General features: G+C 39.4%; 20 protein-coding genes. 10 read left to right on the top strand and 10 right to left on the bottom strand.

Annotated features, from left to right (window positions below; translation table 11 throughout):
* Nucleotides 1-472 precede the first annotated feature (472 nt).
* Nucleotides 473-2,464 carry a putative porin gene (locus ACEQ81_RS18455; protein WP_411032403.1) on the bottom strand — a complete coding sequence of 664 codons (1,992 nt, stop codon included), beginning with the start codon at nt 2,462-2,464 and terminating at the stop codon, nt 473-475.
* A gap of 194 nt (nt 2,465-2,658) precedes the next feature.
* Here ACEQ81_RS18455 and ACEQ81_RS18450 point away from each other — a divergent pair, with 194 nt between their 5' ends.
* From ACEQ81_RS18450 to ACEQ81_RS18430, 5 genes are all read left to right on the top strand, one after another.
* Nucleotides 2,659-3,255, top strand: a complete 597-nt coding sequence (locus tag ACEQ81_RS18450; protein ID WP_411032402.1) for a ribonuclease HII — start codon at nt 2,659-2,661, stop codon at nt 3,253-3,255.
* A 29-nt stretch (nt 3,256-3,284) separates the two neighbouring features.
* On the top strand, nt 3,285-5,747 hold the full coding sequence (locus ACEQ81_RS18445) for a ribonuclease HII (protein WP_411032401.1): 2,463 nt from the start codon (nt 3,285-3,287) through the stop codon (nt 5,745-5,747).
* Nucleotides 5,748-5,953: 206 nt separating this feature from the next.
* Nucleotides 5,954-7,291, top strand: coding sequence for an OmpA family protein (locus ACEQ81_RS18440; protein WP_411032400.1), 1,338 nt, complete (start codon nt 5,954-5,956; stop codon nt 7,289-7,291).
* A gap of 4 nt (nt 7,292-7,295) precedes the next feature.
* A complete protein-coding gene (locus tag ACEQ81_RS18435; RefSeq protein WP_411032399.1) occupies nt 7,296-7,985 on the top strand; it encodes a hypothetical protein in 690 nt (229 codons plus the stop codon).
* A gap of 26 nt (nt 7,986-8,011) precedes the next feature.
* The gene (locus tag ACEQ81_RS18430; RefSeq protein ID WP_411032398.1) at nt 8,012-9,064 is read left to right on the top strand and encodes a hypothetical protein; all 1,053 of its coding nucleotides are present in this window, start codon (nt 8,012-8,014) and stop codon (nt 9,062-9,064) included.
* Between the two features lie 14 nt (nt 9,065-9,078).
* Here ACEQ81_RS18430 and lipB read toward each other — a convergent pair whose 3' ends face one another.
* Genes lipB through ACEQ81_RS18415 form a run of 3 tightly spaced genes read right to left on the bottom strand, consistent with a single transcriptional unit; the run spans nt 9,079 to nt 10,774 of the window.
* The gene (gene lipB / locus ACEQ81_RS18425; protein ID WP_411032397.1) at nt 9,079-9,801 is read right to left on the bottom strand and encodes a lipoyl(octanoyl) transferase LipB; all 723 of its coding nucleotides are present in this window, start codon (nt 9,799-9,801) and stop codon (nt 9,079-9,081) included.
* On the bottom strand, nt 9,798-10,583 hold the full coding sequence (locus tag ACEQ81_RS18420) for a hypothetical protein (protein ID WP_411032396.1): 786 nt from the start codon (nt 10,581-10,583) through the stop codon (nt 9,798-9,800). Before ACEQ81_RS18420 ends, lipB begins: the two co-directional genes overlap by 4 nt.
* Before the next feature lie 35 nt (nt 10,584-10,618).
* Nucleotides 10,619-10,774: a YqaE/Pmp3 family membrane protein gene (locus ACEQ81_RS18415; RefSeq protein WP_090291467.1), complete on the bottom strand. Its 156-nt coding sequence runs from the start codon at nt 10,772-10,774 to the stop codon at nt 10,619-10,621.
* A gap of 154 nt (nt 10,775-10,928) precedes the next feature.
* Between ACEQ81_RS18415 and lysS the strand changes: the two genes are divergently transcribed.
* The 3 genes from lysS (at nt 10,929) to ACEQ81_RS18400 (ending at nt 15,813) form a co-directional block, all read left to right on the top strand.
* Nucleotides 10,929-12,626 carry a lysine--tRNA ligase gene (gene lysS, locus ACEQ81_RS18410; protein ID WP_411032395.1) on the top strand — a complete coding sequence of 566 codons (1,698 nt, stop codon included), beginning with the start codon at nt 10,929-10,931 and terminating at the stop codon, nt 12,624-12,626.
* A gap of 221 nt (nt 12,627-12,847) precedes the next feature.
* On the top strand, nt 12,848-14,257 hold the full coding sequence (locus tag ACEQ81_RS18405) for a PKD domain-containing protein (RefSeq protein ID WP_411032394.1): 1,410 nt from the start codon (nt 12,848-12,850) through the stop codon (nt 14,255-14,257).
* Between the two features lie 125 nt (nt 14,258-14,382).
* Complete coding sequence (locus tag ACEQ81_RS18400) at nt 14,383-15,813, top strand: SLC13 family permease (RefSeq protein ID WP_411032393.1); 1,431 nt, start codon at nt 14,383-14,385, stop codon at nt 15,811-15,813.
* Between the two features lie 58 nt (nt 15,814-15,871).
* Here the strand turns inward: ACEQ81_RS18400 and ACEQ81_RS18395 are convergent, their stop codons facing one another.
* Both ACEQ81_RS18395 and ACEQ81_RS18390 read right to left on the bottom strand, forming a co-directional pair.
* Nucleotides 15,872-16,384: a hypothetical protein gene (locus tag ACEQ81_RS18395; RefSeq protein ID WP_411032392.1), complete on the bottom strand. Its 513-nt coding sequence runs from the start codon at nt 16,382-16,384 to the stop codon at nt 15,872-15,874.
* 430 nt (nt 16,385-16,814) lie between these two features.
* Nucleotides 16,815-17,477, bottom strand: coding sequence for a hypothetical protein (locus ACEQ81_RS18390; RefSeq protein ID WP_411032391.1), 663 nt, complete (start codon nt 17,475-17,477; stop codon nt 16,815-16,817).
* Between the two features lie 528 nt (nt 17,478-18,005).
* On the opposite strand from ACEQ81_RS18390, the gene ACEQ81_RS18385 reads away from it, so the two are divergent.
* Nucleotides 18,006-18,179, top strand: coding sequence for a hypothetical protein (locus ACEQ81_RS18385; RefSeq protein WP_411032390.1), 174 nt, complete (start codon nt 18,006-18,008; stop codon nt 18,177-18,179).
* Between the two features lie 169 nt (nt 18,180-18,348).
* Nucleotides 18,349-18,792 carry a hypothetical protein gene (locus ACEQ81_RS18380; protein ID WP_411032389.1) on the top strand — a complete coding sequence of 148 codons (444 nt, stop codon included), beginning with the start codon at nt 18,349-18,351 and terminating at the stop codon, nt 18,790-18,792.
* A gap of 72 nt (nt 18,793-18,864) precedes the next feature.
* Here ACEQ81_RS18380 and hemL read toward each other — a convergent pair whose 3' ends face one another.
* The 4 genes from hemL to ACEQ81_RS18360 are packed head-to-tail and all read right to left on the bottom strand — an operon-like array spanning nt 18,865 to nt 22,230.
* A complete protein-coding gene (hemL, locus tag ACEQ81_RS18375) occupies nt 18,865-20,142 on the bottom strand; it encodes a glutamate-1-semialdehyde 2,1-aminomutase (protein ID WP_411032388.1) in 1,278 nt (425 codons plus the stop codon).
* Between the two features lies 1 nt (nt 20,143).
* Nucleotides 20,144-20,986 carry a glucosaminidase domain-containing protein gene (locus tag ACEQ81_RS18370; protein ID WP_411032387.1) on the bottom strand — a complete coding sequence of 281 codons (843 nt, stop codon included), beginning with the start codon at nt 20,984-20,986 and terminating at the stop codon, nt 20,144-20,146.
* Nucleotides 20,983-21,888 carry a 1-aminocyclopropane-1-carboxylate deaminase/D-cysteine desulfhydrase gene (locus tag ACEQ81_RS18365; RefSeq protein WP_411032386.1) on the bottom strand — a complete coding sequence of 302 codons (906 nt, stop codon included), beginning with the start codon at nt 21,886-21,888 and terminating at the stop codon, nt 20,983-20,985. The genes ACEQ81_RS18370 and ACEQ81_RS18365 overlap by 4 nt, the downstream gene beginning before the upstream one ends.
* An 18-nt stretch (nt 21,889-21,906) precedes the next feature.
* Nucleotides 21,907-22,230 (bottom strand): hypothetical protein, encoded by a 324-nt coding sequence (locus ACEQ81_RS18360; RefSeq protein WP_411032385.1) that lies wholly within the window; start codon nt 22,228-22,230, stop codon nt 21,907-21,909.

Here is a 22,230-nt window from a genome sequence, read left to right as displayed (position 1 = left end):
ACGATGCCCGAGATCCCGGCACAAAAATATCATTATCGCATTGTTGTTCCAATCCTAGGGACCGCCGATCAAACGGCGGCCCCTTTTTGTTGTCGATCCAATATATCAATGAACTTTTATTTTAACAATACCGCTCTATTCATGGGAACAACCTAAATCATGTCCCCCAAAGCGGGTGCAAATATATAACCGTTTTTTTGCTTACACAATACATAAATCAAAATTTTTAAATAGAATTGTCAAATAAATTACACTTATCTGATTATAAGCTATTTATGTATGAAAATAATTTCAACAAACCCCAAACAACTCACCAATATATGCCTTCGAGCTGCATATCAAAGTGTTACAAATTTGCCATTGAATCTAAAGACAACACCACGGGCTTCTATATCACTCCAAATAACATCCTTAAATAAAGCCAGTTAGCAAAATGCCAATGGTGGTATTTTAAAATGGTAAGTATACCTAGTTAGGAGAAGAAATTCCAAACCAAACCAAATCGTATTACAAAATCGCGATACGGATAATTGGGAGCGGAATAGAAATTGTAACCTGAAAAAGAAGAATTAAAATGTTCTGCCTTTAGATATATTCTGGTTTGCCTCACCCGAGCATTGATAAAGAAATCCAGCAAGGGAAACCCTCCCTGTTCTTCCCTGTTTTGAATATAAAACTCTCCCAACAAAGGATTGTAAGAGTTCATATTATAGGAAGTAAAATATTTAAAGTTTATCCCTGTCTGTATATACATCGCCTTTTTAAAGACCTCATCGGAAAAATACAGTGTGTTTCTTGTTACCAATTGTGGCACATTCAGCACTTCATTGGTCTGCGAAACATTTTGGTACATCACGGTATTGGCAAGAGCAAATTTACCTAAGCGAAACTCTTTCTCGTACTTTATCTTAAGATGATTTACACTATTGCCTTCTTGAAAAGGTTTAATAAAGGCATTTTCCTGCCCGGCATCTATCTGCTCCTGAGTGGCCTCTGAGGCAAAATAGGTATAATTGTCCACAGTAGTATACTTGGCTGTAAGGTTACCCCACACTTGAGATTCCAAACTGAACCGTAGACTGTTGATGCTTTGGTTCTCAAATGTTGACGAATTTTGCCAATTAAAATTCTGATAATCGCTCTGATACAGCAAGTAATTAAAATTGGGCATAGCGGCAGAAGAATGTATCCCAACAGTGACTTTATGTTTATCGCTTAGCGAATAGCTTGCTGAAGCTTCCAACAGATTGTCCGTTAATTCTCCCGACACGGTATAGCGCACTCTTCCGTCTACTTTAAAACCTCCTATCTGTTTAGAATAATCCGCGCCTGCTGAAATCTCCTGGCCATTAAGCCCGTTATCTATTTGTCCGGTATCGGTAATGAGAATACTATTAAAGAAATAACTATAATCATATAAATTAATAATCCCTTTTAGGTTTCCAAGGGTATTATTGGAGAATATAGCACTTACCTCATTAAAGGAGGTCTTAAGCCTTGCCCTATCCATAATTTCGGCTCCAAAGGTATTGGTTCCCAAAAAATCGTTTTGATTTGTTTGATCAAACTGATAAAATTTGGTCTCATAACTGAACAAGTGTCCAAAAGCAAGCGAAGTTGCCTTTGATTGCCCGGAGTCCCTTTCTTTTTTTACAAGTTTGTATTGATGTTCAAAAAAGTATCGTTTCCCTAAAATCCTGTTCGTAGCATCGGTAAGGTTAACATCTATCCTTGAGCGATCAGTAAATTCTGCCTCTCCCGATTCGAATTGATCTATAGGATTGGTAATACCCCCGTTTTCCTGACTCTCCAAATCTTGGGCCGCAATGTGGGCCCTAAAGTTATACCTACCGTTTTTGGTCTCGTAATTGGCAGTTGTTCTAAAATTACCAGATTCTGTCTGGTTAAATTGGTATTTACCTAATGACCGGAACCCTTTATAGGCAATGGAAAAATTTAAACGTGGAGAGGTGTTAAAGGTAAGCGTGGCATCTAACAACTGTCCCTGTTCAAAGGTGGTTTTAAACATTAGATCGGTCATGGGCGTGGCCACGTTGAAATAGGTAATATCCTCAACCTCCATATAATTGGCATGCCTGGCCTCTGCCCCTATCCTAGGGTATAGCGATATTCGTTCAAAATTTACCCCTAAACGATTATACGGTTGGCCAACATTGGGAAACGGCAAAAGTTCAAAGTCGTCTTTTCTTAGGTAATTATAGGTATACTCCTTTTTTAGCGTAAGTGTGGTATCTAAAAAAGTAGTGTCGCGGGCATGAGAAATGATCTTATAATCTTTGATCCCTATTTCTATGGTTTCTTGAGCTGCTTTCTTTGGTGGTTTTTTTTCGGGTAACTTTTTTTGCAACCGAGTAGTATCTATTCTTTTTACCGGTGCAATGGAATCTTCTTGGGCGAAAAGTAGGGATGAAAACAAAAAAAGTACCGGAAAGATATATCTCATTGTAGCAACTTACAGGGGCAAAGTTAATTTTTTTGTTCGTAACGAAATGTGAAAGTTTTTACAAGAATCGGCTTTCTGTATAAATGCTTGTAAAACCTAATCCAATTACCATCTCAAAAAAAACAAATTTTTATCCTTCATTTTGTGAAATGGTCATTAAGTTTGAAGAATAACAACCTTCTAATTTAAATTAGGTGCTTAAATCGTTTTTTTATCATCCCGAAGAAGCCGGTACGGACGAGGCGGGAAGGGGGTGTCTTGCCGGCCCGGTAACCGCCGCAGCAGTAATTTTACCCCAAGATTTTGAAAATGAAATCCTCAACGATTCCAAAAAACTATCGGAAACAAAGAGAGATTTGTTAAGGCCTATTATTGAACAGGTATCTACCTGCTTTGCGGTAAAACATATAAACCCGAGAAAAATAGACGAAATAAACATTCTTAATGCTTCAATCCTAGCCATGCACGGTGCTCTCGCCGAGTTATCATTTAATCCAAAATTTATAATCGTTGATGGAAACAAGTTTGTTCCCTACAAAAGTGTGCCTCACAGTTGCATAATTAAAGGAGATAGCAAATACATGAGTATTGCGGCTGCCTCTATTCTTGCAAAAACTTACCGGGACGCCTATATGGAGAAACTACATGACGAGTTTCCTATGTATAATTGGAAAAGCAACAAAGGATATCCTACCAAGGAGCATAGGGATGCCATACGCAAGTTTGGCCTTACCAAATACCATAGAAAAAGTTTTAGACAATTGCCCGAGCAGTTGACTCTTGACATATAAAAATCCTAAATTTGTGCAAATCCCTATTCATGAAATTCAGATTTCTAATTGTCTTGCTGGCCTTTCTGGCTCTTGCCTGTGAAAAAGAAAAGAACATAACTTCTCCCCTGCTAGATTATCTTCCTCAAAATGCGGCAATCCTAGTTAAAACAAACGACTTTGCCGTATTAAAGAGCGAACTTAAGAATAATGACTTCCTTTCTAAAATAGAAAGTACCTCCATGTACAAGTCTATCCAGGAAAGAGTATCTGCCTTCAATTATTTAAACCCCGTCTCTGAATGTTTGTTGGCATTTATTGAACTTGGGAAAGATAATTTTGAATTTATGTTGGTTACCTCATCATCTCCCGAACTCTTTACCTTGGAAGACGTTGCCGACAAATCTGTTGAATCCATAGCTTACGAACATGGAAGTTTTAAAAAATATACAGTTGGGGATATCTCCTTTTTTAGCACTGACATTGATGGTAAAACTATAATTTGCTCATCTCAGCTGTTAACGGAAAATGTGATTCGTAGACCGGGAAAGGCAAAAACAAATATTGCCCTAAAAAAATTATACCAAACCAGTGGTTCCGTCACCTCAACCACAATTTTCATAAATGTGAATATAAGCGATTCCATGGTTTCGACCTTGGTGAAGGAAGATACTGCTTTAAATACCTCTTCTTTTGCCGACTGGATCTCTTTCGATATGAAAATGGGGCAAGATCATATTAATCTAAGTGGGGTAATGGTTGCCAACGACTCGGTTAAAAATTACATCAACCTGTTTAGAAATTCGGGCGCCTTAACCAATACTACCCCCTCCTTTACCCCCATGAATGCCAACGGTTTTCTATCTTATACCTTTTCGGACTACAACATATTTGCTAAAAATCAGCAAAAGTACTTAGATAGGATTACCGTAATGGACACTATTTTTAATACGGTAGAGGAAATAGGTTTTATTGATTTAAGCATCGGGAAAGCTATAGTGCTAAATACCTATGGAGCTGAAAGCATTTCACAATTTTTGGATAACATTAAAGCATCGTCAGAGGACTATCAAGGAAACGAAATTGCTACACTTAGGTCCACAGATTTTTTAAATGCCCTTTTTAATCCTTTGGTAAAGAACTTTACGGCCAAACACTATTCTATTTTGGACAACGCCTTTGTGTTCTCCGAAAATAGGGAACCGTTGCAAACGATAATACGGAATTACAAAAATGGGGCTACCTATAACAAGACCCAAGTTTTTAAAACTGCCCAACAAAGACTGGCAGATGAAGCCAACATACTGTATATGGGCAATAAAACGGGATTGCAACAGGTATGGGGAGATGATTTTAACGCCACTACCACCAAAGACCTTAAAAATGCGAAACTTTCCGATTATGTGTTTGCCGGGCAAATGGTTGCCGATGACAATTTTTATCATGCCAATGTATTGATCCAAAAAATTGAAAGCAAGGCAAAAAGTAATACCACAGCTCCATTATTTACGGTACAGTTAGATAATGATATTGCCACCGAACCGCAATTTGTCATCAACCATAGAACCAACAAAAAGGAAATTATAGTACAAGACACGGAGCAAAACCTGTATCTGATCTCTTCCGAAGGAAAAGTGCTTTGGAAAAAACAATTGGAAGGTAGTATACAAGGCAAGGTTAAACAGGTAGATATCTATAAAAATGGCCGCTTACAACTGGCGTTTACCACAGATAGCCAGTTCTACATCCTAGATCGTAACGGGGAGGCAGTTAAACCTTTTGTGATGTCTTATGATGGAGGCAACCTAAACGAACTCGCAGTTTTTGACTATGATGGACAAAAGAACTATCGTTTTGTAGTAAGTCAGGGGAGCAAAATATTTATGTACAACAGCAAAGGTGCGATAGTTGACGGATTTAAGTACAAATTAGCCGAAAGCGCTGCAATTGGTACGCCAAAACACTTTCGAATAAATGGCAAGGATTATCTGGTATTTACGCTAGAGGACGGAAGCTTTAAAATACTGAACCGAGTAGGTGACGTTCGGGTTAAGGTCAGCGATAAAATAGATTTCTCCGAAAACGACATCTACCTATATAAAAATAAATTTTCCGTAAGTGATAAAAAGGGTGTGCTCTACCAAGTAGATCAAAAGGGTAAATTGTCCAAGACCAATTTTAACCTGAATAAAGACCATGGAATGGACGCCACAAGTAAAACGTTGGTCTTAATGAACGATAACGTGCTTAGTATAAAAGGGAAAAAGGTAGAGTTGGAATTGGGCGTCTATACCAAACCTCGGATTTTTTATATCTATGATAAAATCTATGTAAGTGTTACGGATATCCAAAATCAAAAGATTTACCTCTTCGATAGTATGGCAAAACCTATTCAAAATTTCCCAGTTTATGGCACTTCCGTAATCGATTTAACGGATATTGACAATGATCGTAAATTAGAGCTGGTAGCCAAAGACCTGGAAAATTCGCTAATCGTTTATAGAATGAACTAGTTTAAGTTAGAAGACCAACTACACATAAATACAGGCCAAGCATACAATTTTTATACTTCAGGGACTGATTTTAATTATTTTCAGAGTTAAGATTGACCGTTTCGATAGTTTGAGAGATTTTTCCAACAATCGAGGCAATCATTTGATTACCAATTATATGTATTAAAAATTGTATTTTTAAAGATACTTCTAACACTTTCTTGATCATGAAAATCCTAACACGATTGTTAAGAATAAGCTTAACAATTTCCCTCACCGTTTTTTTCAGTACCAATGTAAACGGACAGTTTTTAAAAAAGCTAGGTAAAAAAGCAGAAAGAGCTGCCGAACGTACCATAGAAAGACGCGTAGAAAGGGAAACATCGAAGAAAACCGACGCTGCCTTGGATAGTATTTTGGAGCCAGGCTCCAAACAACCGAGCAACACTCCTAATTCCAATGGGGGTTCTTCCCCACCATCAAACGACAACGGCTCCAATTCTGGGGGGCAGAATGGAGGCACGGCCGGCGGACCTTCAGGGCAGAAGACCATTACCGTATATAGTAAATTTGATTTTGTTCCGGGAGACGAACTACTGTTCTTTGATGACTACGCCAATGATTTTATAGGAGATTTCCCCTCCAAATGGAATACCAATGGCAGTGGCGAAGTTGTTACGGTAGATGATAGCCCTCAACGATGGATGCAGATCTTACCCGGTTACAAAACGTTCTACGTCCCCGATGTACCCAAACTACCCGAGGAATACACTATAGAATTTGATTTATTGGCTGTAGGACTGGACAATAAAACATCGTCTACGGCTACTATGGAGGTTTTGCTAAGCGATGACCTTAATTTTCAATACGGAGACAACTACGTAGAGGCCCATATTCCCTTTTGCCAATATTCAGCGATTGGTATAAGGATGCGCAACTATATAAACCGTGGTAAGGAAGGCGAAATCAATAATGTGGTAAAAGCGGATTTGCGCAATGCAGTGTTAAACCAGCCCCATATTTCCATTGCGGTTAATAAGCAACGGTTTAGGCTATGGGTGAACGAAAAAAAATATGTAGATATTCCGCGTGCGGTACCCACAGGAAAGCTAAGTACCTTAAAATTTCAACTTAGCAATTTTAAGGATGGCAAAGAACGTCTTTTTCTTAGCAATCTAAAAGTAGCCAAAGGTGGTCTGGACCTAAGACGAACACTAATTTCCACAGGTAAAGTTTCTACCAATGGTATTTTGTTCGATGTAGGCTCTGCCAATATTCAGCCACAGTCCATGGGCATTATTAGGCAAATATCCCAGGTCTTGCAACAAGAAAGTAGCATGAACTTAAGAATTGTGGGCCATACCGATGCAGACGGAAACGATGCTGCCAATATGGAGCTTTCCAAAAAACGCGCTGCCGCCGTTAAGAACGCGCTTGTATCGGTTTACAACGTATCTTCTAGTAGGTTAGAGACCGAAGGCAAGGGCGAGACCATGCCGGTGGGCGATAATGGCACTGCAGACGGCAAAGCACAAAATAGAAGAGTAGAATTCATAAAAATCTAAATAAATGATCCGTACCACTATTAGTTTCTTTCTAGCATTTTTATATGTTGCCCTTGGCAATGCCCAAGACAGTTGCAGTAAATATTATCCTTTTGAAGAAGATGTTAAATTCCAGGTAACCACTTATGACAACAAAAACAAGGTAAGTGCCATAGTGGATTATAAAGTGAAGGATGTAAAAGCCACCGATAGTGGTGAAACCGCAACCTTCTTTACATCTGTAAAGGACAAGAAAGAAAAAGTGATCATGGAAAGCCAGATCGGGATCAGCTGTGCCGGTGAAGTGGTATCCATGGATTTTACCTCCTTGATGTCCCCACAATTTATGCAGCAGTATAAGGATATAGATGTTAAAATGAGCGGTACAAACCTGGACTTGCCCAATAATCTTTCCGTAGGGCAACAATTGCCCGATGCCGACCTGCAAATGAACATGAATATGGCCGGCATGAGCATGAATATGAATATTCATATACTAAATCGCAAAGTCGTGGGAGAGGAAACAGTTACCACACCGGCAGGAACGTTCGACTGCTCCATAATTACCTACGATACCGAACTTAAAATGGGAATGAAACAACAAAACAGTTCCAAACAATGGATGGCACCCGGAGTGGGACTTGTAAAACAGGAAGACTACAACAAAAAAGGGAAACTAATGAGCAGCAGCTTGCTTACCTCCTTTAGCAAATGACATGAAAAACAAATAAATAGGCCAATATGAAAAGGGCAGCAGCATTATTAACAGCACTTATTTTATTTCAATTTACAAACGCACAATGCCTTGCCCCAATTGGAGAATACGGGACCTTTGCCGCCAATCCGGAAACGGATATAAACGGAAACTTTAGGTTTGATTATCAAATTAAATGCGACATAGAGGTTAGGGCCAACTACACAAATGATGCCGGAGCGGTTGTGCCCAAGACAACTAGGTATAATGTGGATTTTTATGTAAATACCACCGACGGTTCTGCTTACTTTCCCAGTGGTTTTTTCATGTCAAATTTTGGAAGGACTTCCAATAGGCAAGGTTCCATTAATGGCGCTATCTGGAAATCTGACGGACAAATGGTTTCCTATGTCCTTGATGCGATGTATGGTCAAAAAAGGGCCATAGTGGTCGAGACTGGCCAAACCGCTGATAATGTCTTTACGGGACAACTCTCTTTTATAGGTGAGTTTATGGCAGGTATCCGAGATGCAACTAGCACTCCCGCTCCCATACCTGCAGATTTACCGTGGGGCGCCACAGAAGGATTTGTAAGTGAAATTGCCCAGCCCGATGGCTCCATGGCCAAGATTACCATATATTTTGATTTGGACCCCGATATACCTCCAATTAAAACCAGTGTCCCATTAGTAGGGTTTCTTACCGGGGTGGTTAAAGATTTTGTTTTTCATAACTGTAACCGTTTGGCCGTGTTCTCCAAAATGGAAATGCTAGATACAGGTGAATACATACAGTCGGAACTACTTTCCATTGAACCAAAAATGACCGTCTTCGTTGCCTCCGGTTATAAAAAAATGACTTTGGGCGGATCTCCGGGTACGGGCATTGCCAATCAAATGGAAGATTTCAAAGTTAGGCTCATGGATTTATATGACAGAAAACAACGCCTAGAAGAAAGAAAAAGAAGATGCGGTAGTGCCGCTTGTAGAGAAAATGCTGAGCGTCAATTGGAACTGTTACAAGAGGACATAACCCGTGTTGAATGTCAAATGTATACAGCCATGGGCGTGGAAGATCGGATGGAAGAGTGTTTGCACTAGAAGCCCGGATAGTCCTATATACGGATCGTCGTTTTTATTTCCTTGAAATTAGCTTCAAAAAGACCTTCAAAATGTGCCAAAAGCTTTTCTTTTACGGCTTCCATAGGTATTGTTTTCTTGCCTAATTCCGCGCTTAAAGAAGTTACGGACTTATCTTTAATACCGCAGGGTATCATATTATCAAAATAGCTCAGATCGGTATTCACGTTCAGTGCAAAACCGTGCATGGTTACCCACCTGCTTGCCCTAACGCCCAAAGCACATATCTTACGGGCAAAAGGAGTACCTACATCTAACCATACACCTGTTTCACCTTTAGAACGCTCGCCTTTTAAACCATAGTCCGCCAAGGTTAGGATAACCATTTCCTCTAACAATCTTAGGTATTTGTGAATATCGGTAAAAAAATTATCCAAGTCCAAAATGGGATAACCAACAATTTGCCCAGGACCATGGTAGGTAATATCCCCACCTCTATTTATTTTATAAAATTTCGCTTTTTTTAACGCTAGATCTTCGGTATTGATCAGCAGGTTATCTTTATTCCCGCTTTTCCCCAAGGTATATACATGCGGGTGTTCTACCAGTAAAAAGTGGTTGGGTGTGGGTGTTTTGGTCCCTTCCCTTCTATTTTTAATCTTGATATCCAAAATCTCCTGGAACAAAAGTTCCTGGTAGTCCCAGGTCTCCTTATAATCCTTAAGGTCTAGATCTTGTAAAAAAATATCCTTATTCATTCCTCAAAACTAACTTCTATATTAAAGTACTTGGGATCATTGTTCATTTCATACATATTGGCCTCAATCTCTATCCCTTTAAAATCCGATAAAATCTTTGCATTGTCATTATCCACGCTTTTAACCCGATACGGAAAACGGTATACTTGCTTAAAACGAATCATATCGGAAAAAGGATCGTCCGCAGTTAAGGTGGTATCCTTTTTAAGCGACATCTCTGCTATGGCCGCTTCCGTTACTTTTCTGCTAAACCCAGCGTTGCTAAATTTGGTGGTAAAGGATTCTGCCATGGAAAAAATGGCACTCATATCATCCTTTTTTTGTACGGTATCGGAGGCCACCGGGGCAGCAGCATCTCCCATGGGGTTCATCATTTGATCCAACTCCTTAATATCTGCTTTCTTTATGGCGTCGGCAAATTTGGAAATATCGTCCAAGGTGGTAAACACATAGGACAATTGCATATCCATCTGCTTTTCTTCCTCGTTCATTTTCATTGAAAACTGCAAGGGTCTTAACGCTTCCAACCTTCCTTGCTCTTCCTTGGACAAGGTGGCAATACTATCTTTCTTTTCGTCTAAAAAGGAGGCGAAATTTATCAAAGTGTCTATAGCGGGCTCTGGAGGTAAGGTATCTTGTTCATTGCCCATTTTCATAAATTCGGACATATCAAACCCCATCTTATAAGTACCGCTACCATCTTCACTGAAGATTATTTCTTCTCTAATTTGGCAGCTCGCCATACCTAAAACGGTCAATAAAAGCAATAATGTATTTCTCATGGATCCTAATGGTTAGAAATACAAAGATACAACTATCAGTTGGGATTGTTAAGGATTACCAAGGCCGCAATGACACCTGGTACCCAGCCGCATAGCGTTAAAAGGAATACGATTAAAATAGACCCGCAACCTTTTCCAATTACGGACAGGGGCGGAAACAAAATGGCAAGTAGGACTCTCCAAAAACTCATTCTTGTAGGATTTATGATCGATATACTTATTTGACGCAAAAATATCCATTTTGTTACAACCATGAACAAACCAATATACCCGTAGAAACATTCTTTTCACTGGATTGATAGATTACCTAAGAGTAGCTATATTTGCAGCTTTAACTATATGTATATGCAGCTGTCCGAACAAGAAGTAATCAGAAGGGAAAAACTGACCAAACTAAGGGAAATGGGAATTAACCCTTATCCTGCGGCCCTATACCCTGTAGATGCCACTTCCAAAACCTGTAAAGATGCTTTTGAGGACGGAAAGAAAGTAATACTCTCCGGTCGTCTTATGTCTAGACGTATTCAGGGCAAAGCCTCTTTTGCAGAATTACAGGATAGTGAAGGCCGTATCCAGGTTTATTTTAACCGCGATGAAATCTGTTTAGGTGAAGACAAGACAAAATATAACGAAGTTTACAAAAAGTTACTAGATATTGGCGATATCATAGGGATAGAAGGTGAATTGTTCATCACACAAGTAGGTGAAAAAACCGTAAAGGTTACGGATTTCACTTTGTTGAGCAAAGCACTACGTCCCCTACCACTGCCCAAAGTTGATGGAGATGGGAATGTTTACGATGAGTTTAACGACCCTGAGCTTAGATACCGGCAGCGCTATGTAGATTTAGTGGTAAATCCGTCGGTAAAGGAAACCTTTATCAAAAGGACCAAAATTACCAATAGCATAAGGCAATTTTTTAATGATCGGGATTATTTGGAAGTAGAAACACCCATTTTGCAACCCATACCGGGTGGAGCTGCGGCCAGACCGTTTATGACCCATCATAATGCATTGAATATTCCCTTATATCTCCGTATTGCCAACGAACTGTATCTAAAACGCTTAATTGTTGGTGGCTTTGATGGGGTCTATGAGTTTTCAAAAGATTTTAGGAACGAGGGTATGGACCGTACCCATAATCCTGAATTTACCGTTATGGAGCTCTACGTGGCCTACAAGGATTATAATTGGATGATGGATACCACAGAGCAGTTATTGGAAAAAGTAGCTGTAGATGCCAATGGAACCTCCAAGGTAACCGTTGGGGACAAGCAAATAGAATTTAAGGCCCCATATCCGAGGATACCCATTTTAGAAGCAATAAAAGAACACACCGGTTATGACGTCGCCGGAATGAACGAAGTACAGTTACGTGAGGTGGCCAAAAAGCTGGGACTGGAAGTAGATGACAGTATGGGCATTGGCAAACTGATCGATGAGATTTTTGGTGAACGTTGTGAGCACCATTATGTTCAGCCTACTTTTATTATAGATTATCCCAAGGAGATGAGTCCACTTACCAAAGAGCATAGGAGTAATTCAGCGCTGACAGAGCGATTTGAATTGATGGTCAACGGTAAAGAACTGGCCAATGCCTATTCGGAACTAAACGATCCTATTGATCAACGAGAGCGTTTTGAGGATCAGTTAAAACTTTCGGAAAAAGGAGATGATGAAGCCATGTTCATTGACCAGGATTTTCTGAGGGCTTTGGAATATGGTATGCCTCCTACCAGTGGAATCGGGATTGGCATAGACCGTTTAGTGATGTTACTTACCAATAACTCCTCTATACAAGAAGTACTGTTCTTTCCACAAATGAGGCCTGAAAAGAAAGTGGCTCCCGAAATAGAATTAAGCCAGGAGGGGAAAATGGTTTTTGAACTACTAAAAAAAGTTAAAACACTGCCCTTGAACGATTTGAAGGTACAATCTGGCCTTTCCAACAAAAAATGGGACAAAACCATAAAAGAATTGACAAAGAACCAGGTGGCAAAGGTTGAAAAAACCAACGATTCATTGAATGTAGTTCTGCTTTAAATACTAATCCGTATCCATATCTTTTTAAGGGAAAAAATGGGCTCAGTAACCTCTAATTATGGCATACTTGCCTTAAATACAATAAACCTCCTCAAACCGTTGTTTTTTTTTACGATAGGGTCATTTATAACCGATTTTGTTAAAGTTTAGGGCAGTTTATCGAGTTTTTACGCTAAATTATCCTAAAAATCAGTTACTTAGTTGTACCCAAATCTATATGTATGAAGCATCTATACCTACTAGGCTTCTGCCTTACTATGATTTTTTCTTGTTCTAAGGACACTTCAACCACCGGTGATCCAGAAGAAGATCCTACTTCCCCAATTACCCTCAAAGCTTGTTTTTCATTGGACAAAAACTCGGGTGCGGTCGGTGAATCCATTAAAATTACGAGCTGCTCCGAAGGTGCCACCTCATACCATTACGATTTTGGAAACGGGGAAACCAGCGTAAAAGAAAATCCTGAAATTCTACTGCAAGAAGCGGGCGATTTTACCATTGTTTTGGAAGTTACGGACGTAGAAGATAATAAAGACACTTTTTCTAGGTCTATCAGCGTTACGGACGCCATTGAAATAAATTATATTTTCCCCGAAATTGAAACCGGCTTTATATCTATTCCTTTAGAGACCGGACTTAATACTACCAACGATATTTATTTTATAGAGTTGCTAGAGGATAAGGTTGGTGCAGAGGGGTCCAAATTTTATTATAAGGAACTAAATGGGGACTATAGTGCAACATCCAATTATATTGCGGACAAGCCCTTCAATTCCAACAGTGCTTTTGTAAACTTCCTTCCTACCGGAAACAAAAATTTTCATTTTTCCAGAACTTTACCTAGCCTTTACGGGACTCAGGAAGTTACCTATACCGGTGCCTGGGGTTTTGTTAATGGTATAAATTCTGCCACAAGGCACAGTTATGGATATTTACCTTCCGGAACCGATTTCCTATACTATGGGACCAAGGAAGATGGCGGTGTCTATAAAACCGCAGTAGAAAGAAGAAACAGCAGTGGCGATGCCTTTGAGGAACATTTTAATGCCTTTGGCAGTGCGGATGCCATGATCGGCGATATGATTCAGACAAGTACCGGTTTTATAGCATATGGCGCGGTGTTTACTAAAAACGCAGTTGCCCCTTTTGTTACCGACTACAAACCCTTGCTCGTCTTTTTTGATGCCAGTTTAAACGTAACGGCGCATGTTATCTATGAAGATTCGGGCTTAACTACCACACCCACCGATCTTAATGTCCTTAACGGCCCTTACCATCTGGCACAACTGTCTAATGGTAATATCGCATGCTATGCCAGAGGAGAATTAATGGTCACCGATGCTACCGGAAATAAAGTTGCACATGACACATTCAATAATGGATCGGACATACAAGGGTTAATCTCCCTTGGCGACTCTTTCGTTATCTCCACCGACCTATATTTGAAAAAATTTAATGCCAACGGCGGTTTGATTAAAGAAATTGCGTACAACGGCAATTACCTGCCAGAATTCGTGGAGATTAATGACAACCTCTTTTTTGTGGCGGCCTACAATACCATGGAGGGCGAACAAAAACTGTTTTATGCTCTCTTTGACGAAGCATTAAACCCTATTAATCTAAACCAATAGCGGTAAGGTAAATGCTTGGCAAACTACCCAAGTGCTTCATAAAATTTCCCATTTGTCATGGAACGTCAATTTTATTTTTAAAACTACTGGAAAAAGTATAGTTTAGGGGGCAACAAATTTGTTACATGGACTTCAGCAAAAAAATTGGGTTGTTTCTCGGCCCCATTTCGTTTTTTGTACTACATTATTTTCCAACTGATTTAATTTCCGAAAAAGGTGACGCAGTAATTGCCGTAGCAGCTTGGATGGTTATCTGGTGGATTACCGAAGCGGTATCCATATCTGTAGCTGCATTACTTCCACTAATTCTTTTTCCATTACTGAAAATTATGCCTATTGCAGATGTTGGCGCCAATTATGGAAGTCCCATTATATTTCTATTTTTTGGTGGCTTTGTTATGGCCCTTGCATTAGAAAAGGTAAATCTACACAAACGAATAGCATTAAATATTATAAGAATAACGGGCACCACCCCCAATAAAGTGGTTTTGGGCTTTATGATCGCCACTGCCGCTTTAAGTATGTGGATAAGCAATACCGCCAGTGTGGTGGTAATGCTTCCTATTGCTATGTCAGTAATAGGGCTGTTGGTAAACGACGCCGATGGGTTTACCAAAAACGATCGTAATTTTGCTCTCAGCGTTATGCTGGGTATTGCATTTTCCGCCAATGCGGGGGGCATAGCGACCGTAATTGGCACTCCGCCCAATTCTGTATTGATAGGGCTCTTGGAGAACCAATACAATATCGAAATTTCTTTTCTAAAATGGATGGTTATAGGGCTACCCTTCTCCATTACCATGATCGGTATCAGTTATTTGGTTCTGGTAAAATGGATGTTTCCCAATAGAGAACTCAAATTCAACGCCTCCAAGGATGTTATACAAGCAGAACTTAAAAAACTAGGCCCTACTTCTGGGAAGGAAAAAATGGTATTGGCCATATTTGGTGTTACCGTTTTCCTTTGGATCTTTAGGACCTTAATCAACAGTGTATTCCCCGATTTGGGCTTGTCCGATACTATTATAAGCATGTTGGCGGCCGTTTCCCTTTTTGCGATTCCGTTTGACATGAAAAAGGGCGATTTTATAATTAGATGGAAAGATACTGAAAAACTCGCCTGGGGTATTCTTATCCTTTTTGGTGGTGGGCTTGCCTTGGCCAAAGGCATGTCGGTTAGCGGCATTGTGGATATGGTGGCCACAGCTATTGCTGCCAGCGAGATCAGTGTTTTGTTTACAGCGGCCCTGCTGATCTTATTAATGCTCTTTATGACCGAGCTTATGAGCAATGTTGCCCTAGTAGCGGTACTTGCCCCTGTTGTAGCAGGGATTGCCATTGGCTTGGAAATACCTTTGCTCTATTTATTAATTCCGGTGACCATGGCCAGTAGTTGCGCTTTTATGCTACCTATGGCCACACCGCCAAACGCCATTGTCTTTGCTAGCGGTTATATCAAAGTTCATGAAATGGCCCGGGTAGGAATTATTCTTAATTTAATAGCGGTTGGGCTATTGATCTTAATGTTTCAATTTGTTGTACCACTGCTGTTCTAAAAGCAAAGACCCCGACAAAAGCGGGGTCTTATTATAAAATTTTAGTTTGATGTTAATATTAGATACTTACATCCCCATAGGGGTCGAAACCCTTAGGTAAATACTTGTTTACATCAAAACCCAATTCTATTTCCTCGTCTTCAATGTATTCCACTGAATTAAGATCAAAATATACTTCGTAGGGGTTAAAACCTTCAGGAAGGTAATCCGCCGTATCAAAACCAAGTTCTATGGTTTCATCTTCAACATATACAATCCCATCAATACCAGTTGGATCTGCATAAGGGTCAAAATCTTGGGGTAGATAATTGCTGGTGTCAAATCCTAACTCTATGGTTTCATCCTCACAATACTCAATAGCATGTAGGTTTACATATACCTCGTAGGGGTTAAAACCTTCGGGAAGGTAATCCGCAGTATCAAAACCCAAATCTATTTCCTGTTCTTCCTCAATATATTCGATACAAGGAAAGTCAGAACTATCTATATTATTGCCATTATAGCAGGCATAAACGCCGGTATAGGCAAAAAGTCCTAGGATAGCGATCAAAATCAAATTTTTGTTGTTCATAACCTTTACAGTTTAAATTTAAAGCAAAGATAGAACAGCATTTATTATAAATTGTTGTCTTTAAATTTTCCTTAACGAACCAATATTTAAGGGCAAAAAACGGTTTCATCAGATTCGGTGATCAAACACTATCAACTTCGCATTTTAACATATTAATTCTTACGGAGTAGTCATTTTTAATGATGGTTTCTTGCACAAAAAAATCTGACGATTTAATGTTATTTTTTTGTTAATATGACCCCAATCCTCCATCTAATGTGAGAAATAGCCAAAAAAACAAAACCCCTATAAAATATAGAGGTTTTGCTTCGCTAATTCAACATAATAATAAACCAAGATTATATGTTAGATATTTTACCTTTTTGGTAAAAAACGGTTTGTGTTGAAACAATGCTTTGAAGTGCCTGCGCCCTAAAAGGTGCGGCTGAAATTAATACATGTAGGCGTTCTGGGTCGTGGTATCTTCCGCGTGTGGATCAAAACCTAAGGGCAAATACTCGTTTACATCGAAACCAAGCTCTATGACTTCCTCATCTTCTAGGTAGATTATCGCATCCAAATCTTCATAGGATTTATAAGGATCGAAGTTGCTAGGTAAATAATCCGAGGTATTAAAACCCAAATCTATTGGTTCTTGTTCTTCAACATATACAATCCCTTCTATCCCTGTAGGGGCGTCATAGGCGTTGAATGAAGCAGGCAGATAGCTGTTTGCATCGAAACCGAGTTCAATTTCCTCCTCTTCAAGATATTCAATACCATTAAGATCTACATAGCTCTTGTTTGGATCGAAACCTTCGGGTAGGTAATCGGTTACATCAAACCCAAGATCTATCTCGGCTTCTTCTTCAATATAAACCACCTGATCTAAATCTAACTCGCACGGAGCAACTCTTGCCGCGGCAGAAAAATCCACCGTTTTAACCTCAATTTCCTTACCAATGGTGCTTAACACCGCCAAGGCTTCTGATAAATTTTGATTTTCGTTCATTTCAACCTCGTCCACTATACATGCCAAGGTCTCTTTTTTTTCTTCGGGAGTGGAAGTATTCGCCAAGAATACCAAACCACAGATTACTAATAACTTGTTCATTTTATGATTGATTTTTGATTGATGTCGTTAATTAAACGCTTTGTAAATAAGACTATCCAAAAACCAAATTGTTACATCTTTCTATTTTGTTTAACAAAGAGGCCAACTGATCTTCTACAATAAAATGGCAATAAAATAATTTTAAAGTACTGATTATCAATAAATTGTATTAAATTAGTGTGATTTCGATTTTAGTACAACTTATGATTAACTTAACAATGCGGTAATGAACATCACCTTGGTTTTTCCTAGGAAAAAATGAAAAACACCTTCCCTAAATCACCCGTTTATTTTCTTAATAATTGATTTATTTGGTTGTATATACATAAAATGGCGACTCCTATTATCCATTAATTAAAGCCATACATCGAAGATTTTAAAAGGTGATTTTAAAAAAATTTTGTTCCCTCATGATTTAAACCACTGATATTGATCTTTTGACATCAAAAAAGGCTTATTTGACAACAATTATCCAAATGAAATTACAAACGGCCATAACTTAGTTAGAGAACTGAAACCCCCACAGTTATGTCATACAAATTAAAAAGTCTCGTATATTTTAGCTGCTTTGTTGCCGCTTCACTTACTTACTATTCAATGGATCAGGATTTGGATTCTGAAACCAACACCACAAGTTTGGCCAAGGTTTCGGTTAATGAGGTATCAACCTCCAACATACCCAGAATCTTAGATACGGAATAACGACCCATTTATGTTTATAGAGCTAAGGCGTGGTTTGTTAACCACGCCTTAGTTGTTTTCGGTTAATTTTGATAGGCCAACATCTGTTAAAAATTGTTTAAACTAAATAACAAGGCTAAACCTTAAAAACCTATTGCAGTCCTACTTTAAAATCATAAAATTTAAACAGATGAAAAAAGTAGTTTTAGTAGTAATGTTATGTGTTGGCGTAACCGCCTTGGCACAAAAAGAAAAAGGCAGGGAACATCATAGAAACGCCTTTAAGGATATGAGTCCGGAGCAGGTAGCTACCTTGCATACCAAAAAAATGACTCTGGCCTTGGACCTCAATGAAACTCAACAGCAGCAGATCCAACAGCTAAATTTGGAAAACGCCATTAGCCGAAAAGCAAAAATTGAAGAGCGGAAGGCGTTAAAGGAAAAGAACGAAAATCAAAAACCCACAACTGATGAACGTTTTGAAATGTTGAATCTTCGTTTGGACGATAAGATTGCCCATCAACAAAAAGTAAAGCAAATTTTATCTGAAAAGCAATATGACCAATGGAAACGGATGCAACATAAAAAGGGTATGCGCCACAAAGGTTTGAAAAAGCAGCATGGCCGCAAATAGATAGTAAAGCGCTCTTAAATGGTTTTAGGAGCGCTTTGGTTTAATGTTCTTTAACTAAAAAGAGCAATAGTCCTAAAAAATTGTCGCCACCGCAGCAATGGTATCATCCAAGTCCTGATAAGAAAGGGCATCATTAAGAAAATAACTCTCAAAAGCACTTGGGGGCAAATAAATACCTTGTTGCAGCATACCATGGAAGTATTTCTTAAAAGTTTCGTTATTTCCCTTTGCGGAGGAAACAAAGTCTATAACGGGTTGGTCCGTAAAATGTACAGAAACCATGCTGCCAAATCTGTTAATTTGATGAGGCACTCCCTTGCTCTTTAATACATGGGCTATTCCCTTATGCAAGTATTGGGTCTTCTCCTCGAGACTTGTAAAAATTTCGGGCTTGTTGTTCAACTCCCTTAACATGGCCAAACCAGCACTCATGGCCAACGGGTTACCACTTAGCGTACCGGCTTGGTATACAGGACCTTCCGGTGCCAAATAGTCCATAATTTCCGAACGTGCCGCAAATGCCCCAACGGGTAATCCACCACCGATTACTTTTCCAAACGTTACTATATCCGCAGCTACATTAAGCACCTCTTGTGCTCCTCCTGCCGCCAATCGGAAGCCGGTCATAACCTCATCAAAAATCAAAAGTATGTTCTCGGAAGTGCAAAGCTCCCTTAATCCATTAATGAAATCCTCGGTCGGAATAATGCATCCCATATTCCCAGCCACAGGTTCTATGATTACCGCTGCTATCTGACCCTTATTGGCTTCTGCCAAGGCCCTAACACCTGCTATATCGTTATACTGAGCTAGAAGCGTATCTTTTGCCGTCCCCTGGGTAACACCCGGGCTGTTGGGACTTCCAAAAGTTACCGCACCGCTACCGGCCTGTATTAAAAACGAATCTGAATGGCCATGATAACACCCGGCAAATTTAATGATCTTATCCTTTCCTGTGAACCCCCTTGCCAAACGTACCGCACTCATACAAGCCTCCGTACCACTGTTTACAAAACGTATTTTATCGATATTGGGAACCATGGAGACGGCCAATTTTGCAAGCTCCGTTTCTATTTCCGTAGGCATTCCAAAAGAAGTTCCTTGCTTTGCCTTATTGATTACCGCACTGATAACAGGCTCATGGGCGTGTCCTAAAATTAAGGGGCCCCAGGAGGAAATATAGTCGATCAAACGATTTCCGTCTTCATCATAGAGATAGGCTCCTTTGGCTTCCTTTACAAAAATGGGATCGCCTCCGACCGCTTTAAAAGCCCTTACCGGAGAGTTTACCCCACCCGGAATATATTGTTTTGCCTCTTTAAAGAGTGCACTGCTTCTTTGGTAGATCATTTTATTTGTTGATTTTCGCCGACTTAACGATAAGTTCCTGACCAATGGAAAGACCGCTGTTTTTCATTTTGTTCATCCGCATTAATTCATCTACGGATACAAAATACCTACGGGAAATAGAGTATAGCGTATCTCCCTTTTTTACAATGTACGTTTGGTAATCATATGTTTTGGGCGTGGTTTCTACCACGTATCCTTCTTTAAAAACTTCCTTGTCGTACTTGTGTAATCTGTATTGTTCAATAAACGAAATTAGTTTTTGCGGATATCGCTTATCTGTAGCATAACCCGCTTGTTTAAGGCCTTTGGCCCATCGCTTATAGTCATCCCTTCTATAATCGAACAAAAACGCATATCTGGCCCGGGAAGACAGAAATTCACTATGATCCCTAAAGGAATACATAGGGTGATTGTATTTTCTAAAACACTCGCCCTTTTCGTCATCATCATGATAAGCATACTTCCCTTTCCAACCTTTATGACATTTTATTCCGAAATGATTGTTTGTTTTACGGACCAACTCACTTCTCCCAAAACCACTTTCCAAAATCCCTTGGGCAAGGGTAATACTTGCAGGAATTCCGTAAGCTTTCATCTCAAACTGTGCTATTTCTGCAAAGGTCTCTATGTATTCCTCTACCGAGGATATAGGAAATTTTACAAACTTGCCGGTATCCGCAGGCATAGGATATAATCCATCGTCCTTGTTCTCTGTTGAAGGCGTTTGGGCCGTAGGTGTTGTTTTTGAGGTTTCCTCCTTATTTTTTGCATAAGTGGTCCTTTTTTTTGTACCACAACTTATTACAAAAAACACCATAAACAATAGTATTCCAATCTTTCTCATATACTGATAAGGGGTAGGTTCTTCTTTTTCAAATTTAGGTTCATTCCAGTGATTCCTTGTAATCCACCAGTATGTACCGCTAATATTTTGGTTCCAGGTCTAAAATATCCTTTTTTGGCCAAATCCAAAATTCCATATATCATTTTTCCTGTATAAATAGGGTCCAAGGGTACTTGGGTATTGCTTTTAAAGTTATTTATAAAACCAATAAGTTCTTCATTTACCTTGGCATAACCACCAAAATTGTATTCATTTGCCAATTCCCAGTTGTTATTCCGAGCAAATCTACGAATATCTTCTTTTAAAAAATTACCCGCCAAGGCCGAGAATCCCAAAACACGTTGTTCCGGACACGAGGCGTTGACAATTCCTGCTACAGTACCTCCTGTCCCCACACTACAGCAGATTACATCAAATTCTTTATCTTCTTTTGTCAAAATCTCCTCACAACCCTTAACTGCCAAGCTGTTAGTACCACCTTCGGGCAACACATAATTTTTCCCAAACCGTTGTTCCAAATCATTCAAGAAGTTTACGTTCTCTTTTTGACGGTAGACTTCCCTGGACACAAAATGAAACCTCATTCCAAAGTCATACGCCTGAGAGAGCGTTGGGTTTTTCCTCCATTTACTTTTTATTTCCTCTCCGCGAATTACACCAATGGTTTTAAACCCATACTCCTTTCCTGTATAAGCGGTAGCAGCCAAATGATTGGAGTATGCACCTCCAAAGGTCAGTAGCGAATCAAAACCCGACTTCTGGGCTGCAATGATATTGTATTTTAGCTTGCGATATTTGTTTCCGGAAATATGGGGATGCAAAAGATCTTCTCGCTTAATATGTAGCGAAAGTTGTTTATCCGAAAGAAGGGGTAATTGAATCTGCTGATTTAAAACGCTCACTTTTTTGGATTTACGGCCTTAAAGATATCCAATAAAACTCCACGGTTTGCGTGTGGTTAAATAATCCAGATTTTTTTCGTTGTGATATGCCTCGCGTTCAAAACTGATGTTCTGATACGCGCGGTAACTATCCAGATAAAGCACAGACCTAATAAGCCATTCCGTTACATAAATCGCATAAAAAGGTAAAATCAACAGCTCTTGCTGCTGTTTTAGATGAATTTTTTCATGGTTAATAAGTACGGTATCCGTTTTATGGGCATCGGTTTTAAGAATGATAAAAGGCCAAAGCGATAGGCCAACATAATTCTTATAGAAAAAGTGCTTGAATACTAAAATCAT

The organism is Spongiimicrobium sp. 3-5 (assembly GCF_046557915.1).
Taxonomy (GTDB): Bacteria; Bacteroidota; Bacteroidia; order Flavobacteriales; family Flavobacteriaceae; genus JBHEBG01.
This window is presented reverse-complemented; position numbering and strand designations above follow the sequence as displayed.

Excerpts from the sequence above, each read along its gene's own strand:
- lipB (WP_411032397.1), bottom strand. The coding sequence starts at position 9,801 with ATGAATAAGGATATTTTTTTACAAGATCTAGACCTTAAGGATTATAAG.
- ACEQ81_RS18420 (WP_411032396.1), bottom strand. The coding sequence starts at position 10,583 with ATGAGAAATACATTATTGCTTTTATTGACCGTTTTAGGTATGGCGAGC.
- hemL (WP_411032388.1), bottom strand. The coding sequence starts at position 20,142 with ATGATCTACCAAAGAAGCAGTGCACTCTTTAAAGAGGCAAAACAATAT.
- ACEQ81_RS18380 (WP_411032389.1), top strand. The coding sequence starts at position 18,349 with ATGAAAAAAGTAGTTTTAGTAGTAATGTTATGTGTTGGCGTAACCGCC.
- ACEQ81_RS18390 (WP_411032391.1), bottom strand. The coding sequence starts at position 17,477 with ATGAACAAGTTATTAGTAATCTGTGGTTTGGTATTCTTGGCGAATACT.
- ACEQ81_RS18395 (WP_411032392.1), bottom strand. The coding sequence starts at position 16,384 with ATGAACAACAAAAATTTGATTTTGATCGCTATCCTAGGACTTTTTGCC.
- ACEQ81_RS18455 (WP_411032403.1), bottom strand. The coding sequence starts at position 2,464 with ATGAGATATATCTTTCCGGTACTTTTTTTGTTTTCATCCCTACTTTTC.
- ACEQ81_RS18415 (WP_090291467.1), bottom strand. The coding sequence starts at position 10,774 with ATGAGTTTTTGGAGAGTCCTACTTGCCATTTTGTTTCCGCCCCTGTCC.
- ACEQ81_RS18435 (WP_411032399.1), top strand. The coding sequence starts at position 7,296 with ATGATCCGTACCACTATTAGTTTCTTTCTAGCATTTTTATATGTTGCC.
- ACEQ81_RS18445 (WP_411032401.1), top strand. The coding sequence starts at position 3,285 with ATGAAATTCAGATTTCTAATTGTCTTGCTGGCCTTTCTGGCTCTTGCC.
- ACEQ81_RS18430 (WP_411032398.1), top strand. The coding sequence starts at position 8,012 with ATGAAAAGGGCAGCAGCATTATTAACAGCACTTATTTTATTTCAATTT.
- ACEQ81_RS18385 (WP_411032390.1), top strand. The coding sequence starts at position 18,006 with ATGTCATACAAATTAAAAAGTCTCGTATATTTTAGCTGCTTTGTTGCC.
- ACEQ81_RS18400 (WP_411032393.1), top strand. The coding sequence starts at position 14,383 with ATGGACTTCAGCAAAAAAATTGGGTTGTTTCTCGGCCCCATTTCGTTT.
- ACEQ81_RS18370 (WP_411032387.1), bottom strand. The coding sequence starts at position 20,986 with ATGAGAAAGATTGGAATACTATTGTTTATGGTGTTTTTTGTAATAAGT.
- lysS (WP_411032395.1), top strand. The coding sequence starts at position 10,929 with ATGCAGCTGTCCGAACAAGAAGTAATCAGAAGGGAAAAACTGACCAAA.
- ACEQ81_RS18360 (WP_411032385.1), bottom strand. The coding sequence starts at position 22,230 with ATGATTTTAGTATTCAAGCACTTTTTCTATAAGAATTATGTTGGCCTA.
- ACEQ81_RS18440 (WP_411032400.1), top strand. The coding sequence starts at position 5,954 with ATGAAAATCCTAACACGATTGTTAAGAATAAGCTTAACAATTTCCCTC.
- ACEQ81_RS18405 (WP_411032394.1), top strand. The coding sequence starts at position 12,848 with ATGAAGCATCTATACCTACTAGGCTTCTGCCTTACTATGATTTTTTCT.